17 protein-coding genes are annotated in these 17896 nt (G+C 63.2%); 11 read left to right on the forward strand and 6 right to left on the reverse strand.

What is annotated here, in order from left to right:
* Nucleotides 1-60 precede the first annotated feature (60 nt).
* The 8 genes from AC0L2C_RS32490 to AC0L2C_RS32525 all read left to right on the forward strand — a co-directional run bounded on the left by AC0L2C_RS32490 (nt 61) and on the right by AC0L2C_RS32525 (nt 8994).
* On the forward strand, nt 61-1371 hold the full coding sequence (locus AC0L2C_RS32490; protein WP_473525374.1) for an ABC transporter substrate-binding protein: 1311 nt from the start codon (nt 61-63) through the stop codon (nt 1369-1371).
* A 121-nt stretch (nt 1372-1492) separates the two neighbouring features.
* Complete coding sequence (locus AC0L2C_RS32495; RefSeq protein WP_023801520.1) at nt 1493-2365, forward strand: carbohydrate ABC transporter permease; 873 nt, start codon at nt 1493-1495, stop codon at nt 2363-2365.
* An 11-nt stretch (nt 2366-2376) separates the two neighbouring features.
* Entirely contained in the window at nt 2377-3201 is an 825-nt protein-coding gene (locus AC0L2C_RS32500) for a carbohydrate ABC transporter permease (RefSeq protein WP_023801521.1), read from the forward strand.
* A 51-nt stretch (nt 3202-3252) separates the two neighbouring features.
* On the forward strand, nt 3253-4257 hold the full coding sequence (locus AC0L2C_RS32505) for an ABC transporter ATP-binding protein (protein ID WP_128244688.1): 1005 nt from the start codon (nt 3253-3255) through the stop codon (nt 4255-4257).
* Entirely contained in the window at nt 4254-5024 is a 771-nt protein-coding gene (locus AC0L2C_RS32510) for an L-iditol 2-dehydrogenase (protein ID WP_128244687.1), read from the forward strand. The genes AC0L2C_RS32505 and AC0L2C_RS32510 overlap by 4 nt, the downstream gene beginning before the upstream one ends.
* 184 nt (nt 5025-5208) lie before the next feature.
* Nucleotides 5209-6687, forward strand: coding sequence for a mannitol dehydrogenase family protein (locus AC0L2C_RS32515; RefSeq protein ID WP_473525375.1), 1479 nt, complete (start codon nt 5209-5211; stop codon nt 6685-6687).
* A gap of 40 nt (nt 6688-6727) precedes the next feature.
* Nucleotides 6728-7411, forward strand: a complete 684-nt coding sequence (locus tag AC0L2C_RS32520; protein WP_128244685.1) for an HAD-IA family hydrolase — start codon at nt 6728-6730, stop codon at nt 7409-7411.
* A complete protein-coding gene (locus AC0L2C_RS32525) occupies nt 7408-8994 on the forward strand; it encodes an FGGY-family carbohydrate kinase (RefSeq protein WP_128244684.1) in 1587 nt (528 codons plus the stop codon). The genes AC0L2C_RS32520 and AC0L2C_RS32525 overlap by 4 nt, the downstream gene beginning before the upstream one ends.
* A gap of 25 nt (nt 8995-9019) precedes the next feature.
* Here the strand turns inward: AC0L2C_RS32525 and AC0L2C_RS32530 are convergent, their stop codons facing one another.
* Nucleotides 9020-9598: a histidine phosphatase family protein gene (locus AC0L2C_RS32530; protein ID WP_091596302.1), complete on the reverse strand. Its 579-nt coding sequence runs from the start codon at nt 9596-9598 to the stop codon at nt 9020-9022.
* 244 nt (nt 9599-9842) lie between these two features.
* Between AC0L2C_RS32530 and AC0L2C_RS32535 the strand changes: the two genes are divergently transcribed.
* Nucleotides 9843-11246 carry an MATE family efflux transporter gene (locus tag AC0L2C_RS32535; RefSeq protein ID WP_473525376.1) on the forward strand — a complete coding sequence of 468 codons (1404 nt, stop codon included), beginning with the start codon at nt 9843-9845 and terminating at the stop codon, nt 11244-11246.
* Between the two features lie 41 nt (nt 11247-11287).
* Here AC0L2C_RS32535 and AC0L2C_RS32540 read toward each other — a convergent pair whose 3' ends face one another.
* The 5 genes from AC0L2C_RS32540 to speB all read right to left on the reverse strand — a co-directional run bounded on the left by AC0L2C_RS32540 (nt 11288) and on the right by speB (nt 15039).
* Nucleotides 11288-11653 (reverse strand): hypothetical protein, encoded by a 366-nt coding sequence (locus AC0L2C_RS32540; protein ID WP_128244773.1) that lies wholly within the window; start codon nt 11651-11653, stop codon nt 11288-11290.
* A 115-nt stretch (nt 11654-11768) separates the two neighbouring features.
* Complete coding sequence (locus tag AC0L2C_RS32545) at nt 11769-12416, reverse strand: amino acid ABC transporter permease (RefSeq protein WP_027152165.1); 648 nt, start codon at nt 12414-12416, stop codon at nt 11769-11771.
* A complete protein-coding gene (locus AC0L2C_RS32550; protein ID WP_287238326.1) occupies nt 12413-13081 on the reverse strand; it encodes an amino acid ABC transporter permease in 669 nt (222 codons plus the stop codon). The genes AC0L2C_RS32545 and AC0L2C_RS32550 overlap by 4 nt, the downstream gene beginning before the upstream one ends.
* 21 nt (nt 13082-13102) lie before the next feature.
* On the reverse strand, nt 13103-13900 hold the full coding sequence (locus AC0L2C_RS32555; protein WP_473525377.1) for a transporter substrate-binding domain-containing protein: 798 nt from the start codon (nt 13898-13900) through the stop codon (nt 13103-13105).
* Between the two features lie 77 nt (nt 13901-13977).
* A complete protein-coding gene (gene speB, locus AC0L2C_RS32560) occupies nt 13978-15039 on the reverse strand; it encodes an agmatinase (protein ID WP_473525378.1) in 1062 nt (353 codons plus the stop codon).
* A gap of 223 nt (nt 15040-15262) precedes the next feature.
* On the opposite strand from speB, the gene gcvA reads away from it, so the two are divergent.
* Nucleotides 15263-16237, forward strand: coding sequence for a transcriptional regulator GcvA (gene gcvA / locus AC0L2C_RS32565; RefSeq protein ID WP_236393237.1), 975 nt, complete (start codon nt 15263-15265; stop codon nt 16235-16237).
* A gap of 191 nt (nt 16238-16428) precedes the next feature.
* Entirely contained in the window at nt 16429-17733 is a 1305-nt protein-coding gene (gene pncB, locus AC0L2C_RS32570; RefSeq protein WP_023801535.1) for a nicotinate phosphoribosyltransferase, read from the forward strand.
* Nucleotides 17734-17896: the final 163 nt, after the last annotated feature.

Here is a 17896-nt window from a genome sequence, read left to right on the forward strand (position 1 = left end):
AGGTGAGTAATTGCTCACAGCCAAAGCAAATGCTCAGCTTGGTCCATGGGAGGAATTTTGATGAAACTTCGCACGCTCACCCTGGGTCTGTTGTCGGCCAGCACCCTCGCGTTCGCCGCGCATGCCGAATCCATCACCATCGCCACCGTCAACAATGGCGATATGGTCCGCATGCAGACGCTGACCGACGATTTCACCGCCAAGAACCCCGATATCCAGCTGCAGTGGGTCACGCTCGAGGAGAACGTGCTGCGCGAGCGCGTCACCACCGACATCGCCACCAAGGGCGGCCAGTACGACGTGATGACCATCGGCACTTACGAAGTTCCGATCTGGGCCAAGCAGAGCTGGCTGCTGCCGCTCGACAAGCTCGGCGACGACTATGACGTCAAGGACATCATCCCGGCCATTGCCGGTGGCCTGTCGGTCGATGGCACGCTTTATGCAGCACCGTTCTATGGCGAGAGCTCGTTCGTCATGTACCGCAAGGACCTGATGGAGAAGGCCGGGCTGACCATGCCCGACGCGCCGACCTGGGACTTCGTCAAGCAGGCCGCCGAGAAGATGACCGATCGCGCCAATGGCGTGAACGGCGTCTGCCTGCGCGGCAAGGCCGGCTGGGGCGAGAACATGGCCTTCCTGACCGCCATGTCAAATTCCTTCGGCGCACGCTGGTTCGATGAGAGCTGGAAGCCGCAGTTCGACCAGCCCGAGTGGAAGAACACGCTGCAGTTCTATGTCGACCTGATGAAGGCCAATGGCCCGGAGGGCGCATCTTCGAACGGCTTCAACGAAAACCTGGCGCTGTTCCAGCAGGGCAAGTGCGGCATGTGGATCGACGCCACCGTCGCCGCCTCCTTCGTCTCCGACCCGAAGAACTCAACTGTCGCCGACAAGGTCGGTTATGCGCTGGCGCCCGACAATGGCCTGGGCAAGCGCGGCAACTGGCTGTGGGCGTGGTCGCTGGCCATTCCCGCCGGCACGCAAAAGGCTGACGCCGCCCAAAAATTCGTATCCTGGGCAACCAGCAAGGCCTATCTCGAGCTCGTCGCATCGAAGGAAGGCTGGGCCAATGTTCCGCCGGGAACACGCACCTCGCTCTACGCCAACCCCGAATACCAGAAGGCGGCGCCGTTCGCCAAGATGACGCTGGACTCGATCAACGCCGCCGATCCGACGCATCCGACCGTCAAGCCGGTGCCCTATGTCGGTGTCCAGTTCGTCGCCATCCCCGAGTTCCAGGGCCTTGGCACCACCGTCGGCCAGCTGTTTTCGGCGGCACTCGCCGGCCAGACCAGCGTCGACGACGCTTTGAAGCAGGCCCAGGACGCCGCCACCGCGACGATGACCGAGGGCGGTTATATCCAGTAGGCTCCTCCCGGTGCCGAAAGCCGGTTGCCCATCTTAACCGGCAGGGGCCGCCCGAATCCCAGTTCGGGCGGCCACCTTCACAACACTGAAAAATTTGGCTGACCTTTGAAGGGTGACCGTCATGGCTACTCAGCAGACCCGTTCGCTTGCCCGCTTCATGATGGCGCCATCCGTGGTGCTGCTATTCGTCTGGATGATCGTGCCGCTGGCATTCACCCTGTGGTTCTCCTTCCAGCAGTACAATCCGCTCAACCCGATCCGCGACGGCTTCGTCGGCTTCTCGAATTACGCGCTTTTCTATTCCAATCCGGCATTCCTGCAGTCGATCCTCAACACGCTAATCCTCGTGGCCAGCGTGCTTTTGATCACGGTGATCGGCGGCATCCTGCTGGCGCTGCTGATCGATCAGCCGATGTGGGGACAGGGCATCGTCCGCATCCTCGTCATCTCGCCGTTCTTCGTCATGCCGCCGGTCGCCGCGCTGGTCTGGAAGAACATGATCATGCATCCGCAATACGGCGTCTTTGCCGACATTGCGCGCTTCTTCGGCGGGCAGCCGATCGACTGGTTTGGCCAATACCCGATGCTGGCGATCATCATCATCGTCGCCTGGCAATGGCTGCCGTTTGCGACATTGATCCTGTTGACGTCCCTGCAGTCACTCGACGGCGAGCAGAAGGAAGCCGCCGAGATGGACGGCGCCGGTTTTGTCAGCCGCTTCATCTATCTGACGCTGCCGCATATGTCGCGCGCCATCACCGTCGTCATCCTGATCCAGACGATCTTCCTTCTGTCGGTCTATGCCGAGATCCTCGTCACCACCAATGGCGGCCCGGGTTACGCCTCCACCAACCTGCCCTTCCTCGTCTACCAGAAGGCGTTGCTGGAGTTCAAAATCGGCCAGGCATCCGCCGGCGGTATCATTGCCGTCATTCTAGCCAACATCGTCGCCTTCTTCGCCATGCGCGCGGTCGGCAAGAACCTGGACAGATAAGGGAGGAAACGATGGCACGTGCAGTCAGCACCCAGCACAAGACGATCGCGACCGCGGCCGCCTGGATCGTCGCCCTGCTGATCTTCTTCCCGATCCTCTATACGATCATCACCTCGTTCAAATCGGAGCAGGAGGCCATCCAGGGCTTCAACCTGTTCCCGTCGGGAACCACGGAGAGCTACACCGCGGTCGAGGCGCAGAGCGGCTACTTCAAGTTCTTCCTCAACTCGGTGTTCCTGTCGGTCGGCTCGACCATCCTGGCTTTGCTCGTCGCCATACCGGCGGCCTGGTCGATGGCGTTCTCGCCGGGCAAGTGGACAAAGGACATCCTGATGTGGATGCTTTCCACCAAGATGATGCCGGCGGTCGCCGTGCTGTTCCCGATCTACCTGATCTTCCGCGATACCGGATTGCTCGACAGCCGCATCGGCCTGATGATCATGCTGATGCTGATCAACCTGCCGATCGTGGTGTGGATGCTCTACACCTATTTTCGCGAGATCCCCGGCGAGATCCTGGAAGCGGCGCGCATGGACGGCGCATCGCTCTGGAACGAGATCGTCTATGTGCTGACGCCGATGGCGGTGCCGGGCATCGCCTCGACGATGCTGCTCAACATCATCCTGGCATGGAACGAGGCGTTCTGGACGATCCGGCTGACCACCACCGAGGCCGCCCCTCTCACCGCCTTCATCAGTTCCTTCTCAAGCCCGCAAGGCCTGTTCTGGGCCAAGCTGTCGGCGGCCTCGACACTGGCGATCGCACCGATCCTGATCATGGGCTGGTTCAGCCAGAAGCAGCTGGTGCGCGGCCTGACCTTTGGCGCCGTGAAGTAACACCGCCGCAAGCGATGAACGACGGACAATAACCCCTCGGGGAGGAAAACCATGGGAAACATCACGCTCAAGCACGTCTCCAAGTCATTCGGGTCGACGATCATTATTCCGGGCATCGACCTGGTCATCGAAAACGGCGAGTTCGTCGTCTTCGTCGGCCCGTCGGGCTGCGGCAAGTCCACGCTGCTGCGACTGATCGCCGGGCTGGAGGACACCACCGCCGGCACCATCAACATCGACGGCCGCGACGTAACCGGCGAGGCGCCGGCCAAGCGCAAGCTGGCCATGGTGTTCCAGTCCTATGCGCTCTACCCGCACATGACCGTGGCCAAGAATATCGCCTTCCCGCTGAAGATGGCGGGCGAGGACCAGGCGACCATCGATCGGAAGGTCAAGGACGCGGCACGCATCCTGAACCTCACCAACTATCTCGATCGCCGCCCCGGCCAGCTCTCCGGCGGTCAGCGCCAGCGCGTCGCCATCGGCCGCGCCATCGTGCGCCAGCCATCGGCTTTCCTGTTCGACGAACCTCTGTCCAATCTCGACGCAGCACTGCGCGGCACCATGCGGCTGGAGATCAGCGAGCTGCATCATCAGCTCAAGACGACGATGATCTACGTCACCCACGACCAGGTCGAGGCGATGACCATGGCCGACAAGATCGTCGTGCTCAACGCCGGCAACATCGAACAGGTCGGCTCGCCGATGGAGCTCTACAAGACGCCGAAGAACCTGTTCGTCGCCGGCTTCATCGGTTCGCCCAGGATGAACCTGATCGAAGGCGCGCCGGCGGCCAAACATGGCGCCAAGACCGTCGGCATCCGTCCCGAGCATATGAACATCTCGACGACTTCAGGCGAATGGAAAGCCACGGTCGGTGTTGCCGAGCATCTCGGCTCTGACACGTTTCTGCACGTTCAGGCCGACGGTGTCGGGCCGCTGACGGTGCGCGCCGACGGCGAACTGGCCGCCCATCACGGGGACACGATCTATCTGACGCCGGACAAGACCAAGCTGCACCGCTTCGGCGCCGACGGAAAGGCGATGATGCAATGAGGCTCACGGGTAAATCGGCGCTGATCACCGGATCGGCGCGCGGCATCGGCCGGGCGTTCGCCGAAGCCTATGTCCGCGAGGGCGCCACGGTCGCCATCGGCGACATCAATCTCGAAGCTGCGGAAAAGACCGCTTCGGAGATCGGCGGCAATGCTTACGCCGTGAAACTGGACGTCACCGACCTCGCTTTGATCGAGGCGGCGGTGAAAGCAGTCGAGACAAGGGCCGGCGGACTGGACATCCTGGTCAACAACGCCGCTCTGTTCGACTTGGCGCCGATCGTCGAGATATCGAAGGCTAGCTACGACCGGCTGTTTTCGGTCAATGTCGCCGGCACGCTGTTCATGCTGCAGGCAGCCGCCCGCTCGATGATCGCGGCTGGCCGAGGCGGCAAGATCATCAACATGGCGAGCCAGGCCGGGCGCCGCGGCGAGGCGCTGGTTGCCGTCTACTGCGCTAGCAAGGCAGCCGTCATCTCACTCACCCAGTCGGCCGGCCTCGACCTGATCAAGCACCGCATCAACGTCAACGCCATCGCGCCCGGCGTCGTCGACGGCGAGCACTGGGACCATGTCGATGCCCTGTTCGCCAAATACGAAAACCGGCCGAAGGGCGAGAAGAAGCGGCTGGTCGGCGAAGCCGTGCCTTACGGCCGCATGGGCACGGCGCAAGACCTCACCGGCATGGCGGTGTTCCTGGCCAGCGATGACGCCGAATACATCGTCGCCCAGACCTACAATGTCGATGGCGGCCAGTGGATGAGTTGAACTTTCCTTCTCCCCTTGGGGGAGAAGGTGCCGAGTGAAACGAGGGCGGACGGGGGGTGTTCTGATGCAGCACTTCGTCCAGCACCCCTCAACCGTCTCGGCGCTGCGCGCCGATCCACCTTCTCCCACAAGGGGAGAAGGTCAGGCAGGCGCAGGGCGCCGCAATGAGAAGGCGTTTGTTAAAATGACCGTAAAACTCTCATCGGCGGCACTGTCCCGCCTGCCGGAAAAAGTCGTCGGCCCGAAATATGATCGCGCCGCGCTCAAAGCCGGCATCGTGCATTTCGGCGTCGGCAACTTCCATCGCTCGCACCAGGCCGTCTATCTCGACGACCTGTTCAATGCGGGCGTCGGCCACGACTGGGCAATTGTCGGCGCCGGCGTTTTTGAGGGCGAAAAGGTCGGCCGCGGCAAGTTGCAGGAACAGGACTGGCTGACCACCGTGGTCGAGCAGGATTCTGGCCACATGAGCGCCCGCATCACCGGCGCCATGATCGACTTCCTGATGCCGGGCGATGCAGCCGCGATCTTAGAACGGCTTGCCGACCCGGCGATAAGGATCGTTTCGCTGACCATCACCGAGGGCGGCTACTTCATCGATCCGGCATCGGGCGTGTTCAATCCGACCCATCCCGATATCGTCGCCGACGCGCAGCCGGGAGCAATGCCGAAGACTGTCTTCGGCATCATTCTTGCCGGGCTGTTGCGCCGCCGCGACGACGGCATCGTGCCGTTCACGGTCATGTCCTGCGACAACATCCCCCACAACGGCCATGTCACCGCCGACGGCGTCATCGGGCTCGCGCGGCTGATCGACGAGAAACTGGCGACCTGGGTGAGCGAGAACGTCGCCTTTCCCAACGGCATGGTCGACCGCATCACGCCGGCCACCACCGACCGCGAGCGCGGCATTCTGTCGAGCGAGTTCGGGCTCGACGACAATTGGCCGGTATTTTGCGAGCCGTTCAGGCAATGGGTCCTGGAGGACCATTTCACCGACGGCCGCCCGCCGCTGGAAAAGGTCGGCGTGCAGTTCGTCAGCGATGTCGCACCCTACGAGCTGATGAAGATCCGCATCCTCAATGGCGGCCATGCGACCATCGCCTATCCGGCCGGGCTGATGGACATCCATTTCGTCGACAATGCGATGCAGGAGCCGCTGGTGCGCGGTTTTCTCGAAAAACTGGAGCACGACGAGATCATCCCGACGGTGCCGCCGGTGCCGGGTACCGTGCTGGAGGACTATTACCAGCTCATCGAGCACCGCTTCTCCAATCCGAAGATCGGCGACACCATTCGCAGGCTTTGCCTCGACGGCTCCAACCGGCAGCCGAAATTCATCATCCCGACCATCGCCGACCGGCTGAAGGCCGGCAAGGGCGTGGCCGGCCTGGCGCTGGAATCGGCGCTCTGGTGCCGCTATTGCTTCGGCACCACGGATTCAGGCGCGGTCATCGAGCCCAATGATCCAAGCTGGGACCGGCTGCAGACGACCGCCAGGGCGGCAAAGGCTGCGCCTGCCGCCTGGCTGGCCATGGAGGACATCTATGGCGAGGTCGGCCGCTCGACGCCGTTTGTCGAGGCCTTTGCCAAGGCGCTCGAGGCGCTCTGGGCCGATGGCGCACGTACGACGTTGACGCGCTACCTCGCCGGCAATCTCTAAGATCGGCTCAATGCATGTCCCCGCCGATGAGGGCCCTGCAATGACGCCTGACCTGGTCATTTTCGACTGCGACGGCGTGCTGGTCGACAGCGAGGGGCTGTCCGTTTCGGCGCTGCTTAGCATGATCACGCTTGCCGGCGGCAGTGTCAGCGAGGATGCCGCCTATGAGCATTTCCTCGGCAAAAGCATGAAAAGCGTTCGCGAAATCCTCGGTCGCGACTTCGGACTTGATATCACCGACCAGCACCTGAGCGCGATGCGCGTCGGGCTGATGCGCAAATTTCGCGACGAGCTGAAGCCGATCCCCGGCATCGGCCAGGTTCTGCCGAGGCTTACCGTGCCATGCTGCGTTGCTTCCTCCGGCACGCTGGATCGCATCCGCTATGCGCTCGACGTCACCGGGCTGCTCGGGCTGCTCGAGCCGCATCTGTTCAGCGCCGCCATGGTGGCGCGGGGCAAGCCGGCGCCGGACCTTTTTCTCCACGCAGCCGCCAAAATGGGAGCGATCCCGCAAAATTGCGTCGTCGTCGAGGACAGCCCCGTCGGCGTCGCGGCGGCACGGGCGGCGGGAATGCGCGTCCTCGCCTTCACCGGCGGCTCGCATGCCGGCAACCCGGCACTGAAAGCGCGGCTTGCGTCGAGTGAACCGGACTTTATATTCGCTGACATGCTGCAACTGCCCGATCTGATTGCAGGCCTGGGAGCGAGAGTAAGAACATCTTGACGAACAGTTTCGTTTGCGCGGTCGATGTCGGCACCGGGAGCGCCCGTGCGGGCATTCTCGACACCGGGGGCACCTTGCTCGGCCGTGCCGAGCATCCGATCGTCATGAACCGGCCGAAGGCCGATCACGCCGAGCACGATTCGCAGGATATCTGGTCGGCGGTCTGCATTGCGGTGCGCGCGGCCAATGAAAAAGCCGGCGTGGCAGCGCAGGACATCGTCGGCATCTCCTTCGACGCCACCTGCTCGCTGGTGGTGCGGGGCAAGGATGGTGGCCAGCTCAGCGTCTCGGTATCAGGCGAAAGGCGCTGGGACACCATCGTCTGGCTCGATCACCGCGCCATTGCCGAGGCCGATGAATGCACCGAAAGCGGCCACGCCGTGCTCGACTATATCGGCGGCGTCATGTCGCCGGAAATGGAGACGCCGAAGCTGATGTGGCTGAAGCGCAACCTGCCCGCAACATGGAACGAAGCCGGCTATCTATTCGACCTCGCCGACTTTCTCAGTTGGAAGGCAACCGGTTCGCTCGCCCGCTCGCAATGCACGCTGACCGCCAAATGGACCTATCTGGCGCATGAAGAGACCGGCTGGCGGCGCGACTTCTTCAAGGCCGTCGGGCTCGGCGATCTTTTCGAGCATGGCAATCTGCCTGACAAGGCCAGCCCGGTGGGCGCCGATATCGGCCGGCTGAGTAAGCAAGCCGCAGCCGAGCTTGGCCTGACCGAACAATGCCGGGTCGGCGCCGGCGTCATCGACGCCTATGCCGGCGCGCTCGGCGTGCTCGGCGGCTTCGCCGGCGATGAAACCAACATCGGCCGGCATCTGGCGCTGATCGCCGGCACTTCGAGCTGCGTCATGGCGATGTCGCCCGACCCGCAACCCTTTGCCGGGGTCTGGGGCCCGTATTGCGGCGCGGCGCTTCCCCGGCTTTGGCTGTCGGAAGGCGGCCAATCGGCCACTGGCGCGCTGCTCGATCACATCATCCGCTGGCACGGCGCCGGCGGCGAGCCGGACGCCGCCATGCACGCCAGGATTGCCCGACGCGTTGTCGAGTTGCGCGCCATAGAGGGCGAGAACCTGGCCGGAAGGCTGCATGTGCTGCCGGATTTTCATGGCAACCGCTCGCCGCTCGCCGACCCGCATGCCGTCGGCGTCATCAGCGGTCTGACGCTGGATTCCTCCTTCGACAGCCTGTGCAAGCTGTATTGGCGCACCGCCGTCAGCATTGCGCTGGGCGTGCGCCATGTGCTGGAAGCCCTGAACGAGAACGGCTATCTGATCGACACGCTGCATGTCACCGGCGGTCACACCAAGAACCCGCTGCTGATGGAGCTTTATGCCGACGCCACCGGCTGCACGGTGGTCGAGCCGCTGGCCGATGAGGCGGTGCTGCTCGGCACCGGCATGATCGCCGCCACCGCCGCCGGACTTTTTCCCGATTTGAACGCCGCCTGCGTCGCCATGCAGCAAGGCGGCAAGACGCGAGAGCCCAATTCGACGGCCGCCGGCCGGTTCGACCGCGACTACCGGGTGTTTTTGGAGATGCACCGGCAGCGGCAGGCGCTGGATGCGATCAGGTAGTCTCGAATGGCCTGCAATGCGTCTGCTATCTCTGATTCCATCGCCGGATAATTGGCTCGCCAAGGTCGTGCTCATAACCGAGCACGCTTGTGCTGGCGGTGTCCAGCACGAACAAGGCGCCATCTTGCGGCGGCAGGCCGAGCCAGCGCGCCGCCAGCACCCGCAGGAAATGCGAGCTTGAAAACACCAGGACATTGCCGTTGACGGCGCGCAATTCATTGACGATCCGATCGGCCCTCGCGCCGACATCCTCTGCCATCTCGCCGTCAGGGCAGCCGTCGCGAAACAGACGCCAGCCGGGGCGCTCGATGAGGATCTGCTTCGTGGTCAGTCCCTCGTAGGCGCCGTAATCCCATTCCGCCAGGTCGGCCTTCTTCACGCCGGCCGAACCGAAGCCGGCCAGTGTACAAGTCTTGAAGGCGCGCTGCGACGGGCTCGACCAGACAGCCTGGAACGAAAGCCCCTGCAACCGCTCGGCGACCCGCCCGGCGGCCGCCTCGCCGGCTGGCGTCAACGGTATGTCGGTCAGGCCGGTGTGCTTTCCCGACGCGCTCCATTCCGTCTCGCCATGCCGAACGAGGTAGATTTCGGGAAACGCGCTCATCCGCATGCCTTTCGATGGAATCCGATGTGATGACCGCTCTTCAGATCGGCCTACGACGCAATCATAGCGGCTTCTGCGCCCTCTGGCTCAACTCTTCCCCTGAGTCAGCCCCCTTGCCATAGCTGCCCATTTCGTGGACAAGCCGCGGATAATGCGGAATCCGGGCCGATCACGGCCATTTTCCGCGCTGAGACGCGGCTTCCGGCCCTTTTTGCCGACGCGCCGCAATCGGATAGGCGAAATAATGTCTGCGATCGAAGCCGGCGCGCGCGCGCCGGAAAATCTTTGGCGTCGGGAAATCAAGGCGACGCTGGCGCTCGCCTGGCCGATGGTGCTCACCAATCTCGGCCAGACCGCGATGACCGCCACCGATGTCATGATGATGGGGCGGCTGGGTCCGGACACGCTGGCCAGCGGCGCGCTCGGCGCCAACCTCTATTTCATGCCGCTGATCTTCGGGCTCGGCCTGATGTTGGCAACCTCGCCGATGATCGCCACGGAACTCGGCCGCCGTCGCCACTCGGTGCGCGATCTGCGCCGCACCGTGCGGCAGGGCCTGTGGCTGGCAATCCTCATCTCAATCCCGATCTGGATATTTCTCTGGTACGGCGAGGCGGTGTTGCTGGCCATGGGCCAGGAACCGGCGCTGGCGTATCAGGCCGGCATCTACCTGCGCTGGCTCGAATGGGCGGTGCTGCCGTTCTATGGCTATATCGTCCTGCGCTCGTTCATCTCGGCGCTGGAGCGGCCGGGTTGGGCGCTGGTCATCGTCTTCGTTGCCGTCGCCTGCAATGTCTTCTTCAACTGGGTGTTCATGTTCGGCAACCTCGGCGCTCCTTCGATGGGCATTGCCGGCTCCGGCCTCGCCACCACGCTGTCCAGCATGCTGATGTTCGCCGGCATGGCGGCGGTGGTGACGCTTGAGCCGAAGTTTCGCCGCTACCAACTGTTCGGGCGGTTCTGGCGGGCCGACTGGCCGCGCTTCAAGGGCCTGCTGCGGCTCGGCCTGCCGATCGCCGGCCTGCTTGCCTTCGAGGTGACGATCTTCAACGCGGCGGCCCTGCTCATGGGGCTGATCGACGCCGCCTCGCTCGCGGCGCATGCGATCGCCATCCAGATCGCTTCGATCAGCTTCATGGTGCCGCTCGGCCTCAACCAGGCGGCGACAGTGCGCGTCGGGCTCGCCCATGGCGCCGGCAATCCGGAAGGTGTTTCCCGCGCCGGCTGGACCGCTTTTGTCATGGGCGTCTCGTTCATGGCGCTGATGGGGCTGGTGATGATCCTGTGGCCGCAATTGCTGATCAGCGCCTTCATCGATCTCGCCGACCCGGCCAATGCCACTGTGATCGGGCTTGCCGTGTCGTTCCTGGCGTTTGCCGCGCTGTTTCAGACTTTCGATGGCGCCCAGGCCGTGGCCGCCGGCATGCTGCGCGGCCTGCACGACACCCAGGTGCCGATGATCTATGCCGCGATCGGCTATTGGGGCATCGGCCTGCCGCTCGGCGTGCTGCTTGCCTTCCATTCCGGGCTCGACGGCGTCGGCATCTGGATCGGCCTGTCGTTGGGGCTGGCGGTGGTGGCGGCGCTGCTCCTGGCGCGCTGGCTGCGGCGCGACAAAATCGCGCCGCCGCTCTCCTTTGGGCATTGATGAAAGCGGCTTCGTCACGAAGCAGGACGGGGTCGTGACGTCTATGGATATCTCGTCCGATTTGCGATTGCGGCCTGTGGGCTTAAGTCGCTTTGCAACTCCTTTGGTAGTGGAAGGCTTGAGCACCGCAAGTGCACCGCGCTGGCGAACAATTTTCGTTGCTTCTGCTGGTGCTCCTTGATGGCTGCTGCGAGCCCTAATCCGTACGGGCCAAGAAAGACGCCGGTTCCCCAGCCCGGCTGCTTTTTTTCGCGAGCGTCGTAGTCCGAAGCCTCCATGCGGGCTTGCTGGCATTCCGGCGACGCCCATTTCCGGTCTTGCTTCGAAAGCGACGCTCCATAGTCGACCGGAGAGGTCGCGCACCCGGCTACTGTCGCGGCCAACGCGACGAACATTGCAATTCTCATCCCCAAGCCCTTGATAAGCATTGTGAGAGTACACAGAACTCTTCTTCCAACAAGGAGATAGCTACGAAGAAGCGAAGAAGGTGTTGGAACGCCAAGCGCAGAGGCGGCTTGCTAGCTAGTTTGAAGTCGCCCGTCGTTCAAGCGAACGTGCATATTGCGTCAGCGGGAAGCACATGACGAAGAAGATCAAGGCGACCAGCCCATAGACGGTGAACGGCTCGAAGGTCGCATTGTTGATGGCGTTGGATGTCCTGACCAGTTCCTCGAAACCGATGATCGAGGTCAGCGCGGTCGACTTGATCAGCTGCACCAGGAAACCGACGGTCGGGGCGCGGGTGATCGAAAACGCCTGCGGCAGGATGATCAGCCTGAGTTCCTGCAGATAGTGAAGGCCGAGGCTGGCGCCGGCGTCCCACTGGCCGCGCGGCAGCGCATCGACGCCGCCGCGCCAGATCTCGGCGAGATAGGCGCTGGCGAAGAAGGTCAGGCCAAGCGCTGCAGCGGTCCACGGCTCGATGCGCAAGCCCAGCATCGGCAGGCCGAAGAACATCAGGAAGAGCTGCATGAGCAGCGGCGTTCCCTGGAAAAGCGCAATGTAGCCCGAGGCCAGCCGCCGCGCCCATTTATTCTTGGCGATCCGGAAGAACAGCACGAGCATGCCGACCACGCCGCCGCCGACGAAGGCCGCCAGTGACAGAAGCACCGTCCAGCGCGCGGCGAGCAGAAGGTTGCGGACAATATCCCAGAAGGTGAATTCGATCATGACACGCCGGCTCCCAGAGCGCGGCGGCCGCCGCTGACCAGCAGCCGGCGCAGCCCCATCGACAGGACGAGATAGACCATCGTCACCACGAAATAGGTCTCGAAAGCACGGAAGGTGCGCGCCTGCAGCATGTCGGCCTCGTAGGTCAGTTCGCGCACCGCGATCTGCGACACCACGGCGGACTCCAGCATCATGATGATGATCTGGCTGGTCAGCGCCGGAAAGATCACCTTGAGCGCTTGCGGCAGCACGATCTTGACGAAGACCTGACGCAGCCTGAGCCCAAGCGCAAGGGCTGCTTCCGTCTGCCCGCGCGGCACCGCGTCGAGCCCGGCGCCGACGATCTCGATCGTGTAGGCCGCCATGTTGAGCGTCATTGCCAGCATGGCGGCCAGCAGCGGATCGAGCCTCACGCCGATGCTGGGCAGGCCGAAGAAGATGAAGAACAGCTGCACAAGGAACGGCGTGTTCCTGATAATTTCGACATAGACGCCGATTGCCCGCTTGAGCAGCAAGGGGCCGTTTCGCCGCCCTGCTGCGCCGAGGATGCTGAGCAACGTTCCCGCCAGCGTGGTCACGGCGATCAAAAGGATCGTCATGGCCGCCCCGCGCGCGATCGCACCTGTCGCATCGGCAAGCCAGCCGAAGTCGAGGCTGTAGCCCATGATAGGTCCTTACCTCGGAGATCAATCCTTGAGGTTGTCGGGATTGAGCGGTGTTTTGAGCCAGGCTTTCGAGCTTTCGTCCAGCTTTCCGTCGGCCAGCATCTTGGCGACCGCGTCGTTGACCGCCTGCTTCAGGCGGTCCTCGTTCTTGTTGAGGCCGATATGCGAGGGCGAGGTGAGAAGCTGGAACTTCTGCTCCGGCTTCAAGGCCTCCTGGCGGGCGAGCACCTGGGCGCCGACATCGTTGCCGACGACCATCAGCTGGGTCTGACCCGAGATGAAGGCCTGGATGACGGAATTATAGTTGTCAAAACGGCGGATGTCGGCCGAGGCGGGTGCTGCCTCGGTCAGCGACGTATCTTCGAGCGTGCCGCGGTTGACGGCGATCGACTTGTCGGCGAGATCGTCCTTGCCTTCGACCTTGAGCGCGGCCGGGCCGATGACGGCGATATAATAGGGCGCGTAGGCGGCGGCGAAATCGATCACCTGCTCGCGCTCCTTGGAGTAGCCGACGCTCATCAGGATATCGACGCGCTTGTCGGTAAGATACGGAATGCGGTTCTGCCCGGTCACGCTGACCAAGTTGAGCTTGATCTTGAGCTGGTCGGCGATGAACTGCGCCACGTCGATGTCATAGCCCTTGATGCTCATATCGGCGCTGGCCGAGGAGAAGGGCGGAAAGTCGGAGAAAATGCCGACATTGATCGCGCCGGCCTTGGTGATGTCGTCGAGCGCGTCGGCATTGGCGGCCTGGGTGGCAAGACCGAGGCCGGCGAGCAGCAGCACGGCGGCGATGGATGATTTCATGTGAAATGTCATTGTCGTTCCCCTGCTGGAAGCTTGTTTTGTTTGAATGCGGCCGCCGGCTCCAGCGCGGCGGTCGCCTTGGATGTGCGTTAAGCTCGCTTGCCTGAGATCACCGGGCTGAACACCATCAGGCTGAGGATCTCGAACAGCACCTGCGCGCCGGCATGGGCGGTGTTGGTGGTCGCGTCATATTGCGGCGCCACCTCGACGACGTCGCCGCCGACGATGTTGAGGCCCTTCAGGCCGCGCAGCAGTTCAAGCACTTCCCGCGTCGTCAGCCCGCCTACTTCCGGCGTGCCGGTGCCGGGCGCAAAGGCCGGGTCGATGCTGTCGATGTCGAAGGACACATAGGTCGGGCCATCGCCGACTATTCCGCGCGCCTTCGCGATGATGGCTGGGATGCCGAGGCCGGTCACCTCTTCGGCATGCACGACGGTCATGCCGGATTCGTAGGTGAACTCCCACAGATATTCGGCCGATCCGCGGATGCCGATCTGGATGGTGCGCGACGGGTCGAGCACGCCGTCGAGCACCGCGTTGCGGAACGGGCCGCCATGGTGGAACTTGGTCATGTCGAACAGGCCGCTGGTGTCGCAGTGGGCGTCGATATGGATCATGCCGACCGGCGCTTTTTTGCCGACAGCCTTCAGGATCGGATGGCTGATCGAATGATCGCCGCCGACCGAAAGCGGAATGACGCCGGCGTCGACGATCTGGTTCGTCCGGCGCTCGATGTCGTCATGGCTGGTTTCCAGCCGGTAGCGGCTCTGGAACGGCACGTCGCCGATGTCGGCCACCTTCAGTTCGTGTGTCGGCGCGCATTCCAGCACATGGTTGTAGGGGCCGATGCGCTCGATGGCGCGCAGTGCCCTTGGCCCGAAGCGGGCGCCCGGCCGGTTGGTCACGCCAAGGTCCATCGGCACGCCGATCATCGCCACCTGCAGATCGCCGAAATCAGGATTGTCGGCGGCTATTTCCCGGTAAGGCGCGCTGAGGAAGGTCGGGATGCCGGAATAGGGCGCCAGCCGCGTGCCGCTCTTGGAAAAAATCTTGTCGGCGACGCGCCGGAATTTTGGGTCGAACATCTCGCCGCCATGGCTTTCGCCATATTTGCGGCGCAACGCTTCGAGCTTGCCGCTGTTATAACCCATGTCGGTCCTCCATGGCTGGTGCAGTGCGGCCATCAATGACGGTCGCCATTCCTGCCGGCTGCCTGCGGATTTCACGTCTTGATGCTGTACGAGCCAAAGTGTCTTGCAGCTGCATTGAAAAATCAATTGATATTGTTAGGGTGTTTGCTGTGAGAAAATCTCACATTGATGTCGAGCACGGCCTTATCCAAAACCGGGGGGATCGTGTTCCTTTGAGGCTCCGATGGCCAAGCGTCTGCCTCCCCTGAATCCATTGCGGGCCTTCGAGGCGACGGCGCGCCATGCCTCGCTGACCAAGGCGGCGGCTGAGCTCAACGTCACCCACGGCGCCGTCAGCCATCAGATTAAGGCGCTCGAACAGTCGCTGGGCGTCAAGCTGTTCCAGCGCGCCGGTCAGCGGGTGAAGCTGACGCCGCACGGCGCCGAATTGCTGCCGGCGGTGTCGACTGCCTTCGACGGCATCGCCGCCGCCACGCAGCGCATGACAAGGCCGGCGAGCACCGGCGCCCTGTCGGTGTCCTGCGTGCCGGCACTGCTGCTGCTGTGGATGATCCCGCGGCTCGGCAGCTTCACCTCGCAGTATCCCGATATCAGGCTGACGCTGATCCCGTCGAATGATGCCAAGGACGTCCGCGCGCCACATATCGATATCTGCGTGCATTATGGCGATGGCAGCTGGACCGATTGCTGGATGCGCAAATGGTCGGGCCTCGAACTGTTCCCGGTGGTCAGCCCGACGCTGATCAACAACCGTCCGATCCGCACCGTGCGCGATCTCGCCGATCACGTCTTCCTGCACGGGGACGACGGCCGCGAATGGCACACCTGGCTGGCCGCCGCCGACGCGCTGGATCTGGAGCGCGGCCGCCGCCACCATCTCGGCGACGCGCGCATGGCGAGCGAGGCGGCGGTCCACGGCCATGGCGTGGCGTTGGGCGATACGGTGACGGCAAGCGGACTGCTTGCCAGGGGACTGCTGGTCGCGCCGTTCAGCCTGTCGGTGCCGGCCGTCGACGATTTCTATGTCGTCTGCCGCAACGAGATGAGGTCGGCGCCGATCGTGCAGCTGTTCATCGACTGGCTGTTTGCCGAAAAGGAGCAGGCCGACGGCCGCGCCGATGCGCCGGTGGCGGGCCGCATCGGCATCCGCAGGAAGCGTCCGGCGCTGAGGGTGATCGGCGCCAAGACCGCGCCCTGAAGTTGCTGCAGCCGACGCAGCGCGCTTCCCGCAGCCTTTTCTTTTTGTCGGGCCAGCCGGCAAAGCGGGAGGCGCATTCAAAAATTCAATGCTAAGAGGCATTTGGAGCAATTCCCGGAATAGTGCGCAGCGGCTTCCCGGGAAAAGCGCTAAACAAAAGCTAGGGCGAGCAGCGAAGGCGGCATCGAGACATGACCAAGACCGATATAGCGCGGCGCGTCTACAACCACACCTGGAAGCTCGACCCCATTGTCCGCAGCCTGCTCGACACTGATTTCTACAAGCTGCTGATGCTGCAGATGATCTGGGGCATGTATCCCAAGATCGACACCACGTTCTCGCTGATCAACCGGACCACCTCGGTTCGCCTTGCCGAGGAGATCGACGAGGCAGAATTGCGCGATCAGCTCGACCATGCCCGCACCTTGCGCTTCTCCAAGAAAGAGATGATCTGGCTTGGCGGCAACACCTTCTATGGCCGCAAGCAGATTTTTGAACCGGAATTCCTCGCCTGGCTCGAGAATTTCCAGTTGCCGGAATACGAGCTTTCCAAGCGCGATGGCCAGTACGAGCTCACTTTCAGCGGTCCGTGGATGTACACAACACTCTGGGAGATCCCGGCGCTGGCAATTATCAATGAACTTCGCTCTCGCGCCGCCATGCGGGCGTTCGGGCCCTTCGCGCTCGACGTGCTCTATGCTCGCGCCAAGGCCAAGATGTGGGCCAAAACCGAGCGGCTGAAAGCGCTGCCGGATATCCGCATTTCGGATTTCGGCACCCGCCGCCGCCATTCCTTCCTGTGGCAGCGCTGGTGCGTCGAAGCGCTGAAGGAAGGCATCGGCGAGGCTTTCACCGGCACGTCCAACGTGCTTTTGGCCATGGACAACGACCTCGAGGCGCTCGGCACCAACGCGCATGAACTGCCGATGGTGTTCGCCGCGCTCGCCAATTCGGAAAAGGAAATGAAGCAGTCGCCCTACAAGGTGCTGCAGGACTGGCAGCGCTACTATGGCGGCAATCTGCTGATCGTGCTGCCGGACACCTTCGGCACCGCGGCGTTCCTGCGTGACGCGCCGGACTGGATCGCCGACTGGACCGGTTTTCGCCCCGACAGCGCGCCGCCGATCGAAGGCGGCGAAAAGATCCTTTCCTGGTGGCGCGGAAAGGGCAAGGACCCCAGACAGAAGCTGCTGATTTTCTCCGACGGGCTTGAGGTCGAGACCATCGAGGAAACCTACCGCCATTTCCACGGCAAGGTGCGCATGTCCTTCGGCTGGGGCACCAACCTGACCAATGATTTCGAGGGCTGCGCGCCGACCAAAACCAACCGGCTCGACGCCATCTCGCTTGTCTGCAAGGTCACCGAGGCCAATGGCCACCCGGCGGTCAAGCTCTCCGACAATCCCGCCAAGGCCACCGGCGACGAAAAAGAGATCGAGCGCTATTTGCGCATATTTGGCGAGAAAGACCGCGTGGAGCAGCTGGTCAAGGTGTAAGGGGCTGCGGATGGTTTCGCCTCGCCAAAAGGGAAATCTCGGATAGCGTGAGTTCCCGCCCACCCCCCAGGGTTTCGGGGCGGCGCCCAAAACCCCCCCCGGGGGGGGGGGGGGGGGGTGGAGGGGGGGGCGCGCGCGCGCCGGGGGGATTGGGGGGGGGGCG

This window comes from Mesorhizobium sp. WSM4845, from assembly GCF_055811455.1.

Excerpts from the sequence above, each read along its gene's own strand:
- AC0L2C_RS32490 (WP_473525374.1), top strand. The coding sequence starts at position 61 with ATGAAACTTCGCACGCTCACCCTGGGTCTGTTGTCGGCCAGCACCCTC.
- AC0L2C_RS32495 (WP_023801520.1), top strand. The coding sequence starts at position 1,493 with ATGGCTACTCAGCAGACCCGTTCGCTTGCCCGCTTCATGATGGCGCCA.
- AC0L2C_RS32500 (WP_023801521.1), top strand. The coding sequence starts at position 2,377 with ATGGCACGTGCAGTCAGCACCCAGCACAAGACGATCGCGACCGCGGCC.
- AC0L2C_RS32505 (WP_128244688.1), top strand. The coding sequence starts at position 3,253 with ATGGGAAACATCACGCTCAAGCACGTCTCCAAGTCATTCGGGTCGACG.
- AC0L2C_RS32510 (WP_128244687.1), top strand. The coding sequence starts at position 4,254 with ATGAGGCTCACGGGTAAATCGGCGCTGATCACCGGATCGGCGCGCGGC.
- AC0L2C_RS32515 (WP_473525375.1), top strand. The coding sequence starts at position 5,209 with ATGACCGTAAAACTCTCATCGGCGGCACTGTCCCGCCTGCCGGAAAAA.
- AC0L2C_RS32520 (WP_128244685.1), top strand. The coding sequence starts at position 6,728 with ATGACGCCTGACCTGGTCATTTTCGACTGCGACGGCGTGCTGGTCGAC.
- AC0L2C_RS32530 (WP_091596302.1), bottom strand. The coding sequence starts at position 9,598 with ATGAGCGCGTTTCCCGAAATCTACCTCGTTCGGCATGGCGAGACGGAA.
- AC0L2C_RS32535 (WP_473525376.1), top strand. The coding sequence starts at position 9,843 with ATGTCTGCGATCGAAGCCGGCGCGCGCGCGCCGGAAAATCTTTGGCGT.
- AC0L2C_RS32540 (WP_128244773.1), bottom strand. The coding sequence starts at position 11,653 with ATGAGAATTGCAATGTTCGTCGCGTTGGCCGCGACAGTAGCCGGGTGC.
- AC0L2C_RS32545 (WP_027152165.1), bottom strand. The coding sequence starts at position 12,416 with ATGATCGAATTCACCTTCTGGGATATTGTCCGCAACCTTCTGCTCGCC.
- AC0L2C_RS32550 (WP_287238326.1), bottom strand. The coding sequence starts at position 13,081 with ATGGGCTACAGCCTCGACTTCGGCTGGCTTGCCGATGCGACAGGTGCG.
- AC0L2C_RS32555 (WP_473525377.1), bottom strand. The coding sequence starts at position 13,900 with ATGACATTTCACATGAAATCATCCATCGCCGCCGTGCTGCTGCTCGCC.
- speB (WP_473525378.1), bottom strand. The coding sequence starts at position 15,039 with ATGGGTTATAACAGCGGCAAGCTCGAAGCGTTGCGCCGCAAATATGGC.
- gcvA (WP_236393237.1), top strand. The coding sequence starts at position 15,263 with ATGGCCAAGCGTCTGCCTCCCCTGAATCCATTGCGGGCCTTCGAGGCG.
- pncB (WP_023801535.1), top strand. The coding sequence starts at position 16,429 with ATGACCAAGACCGATATAGCGCGGCGCGTCTACAACCACACCTGGAAG.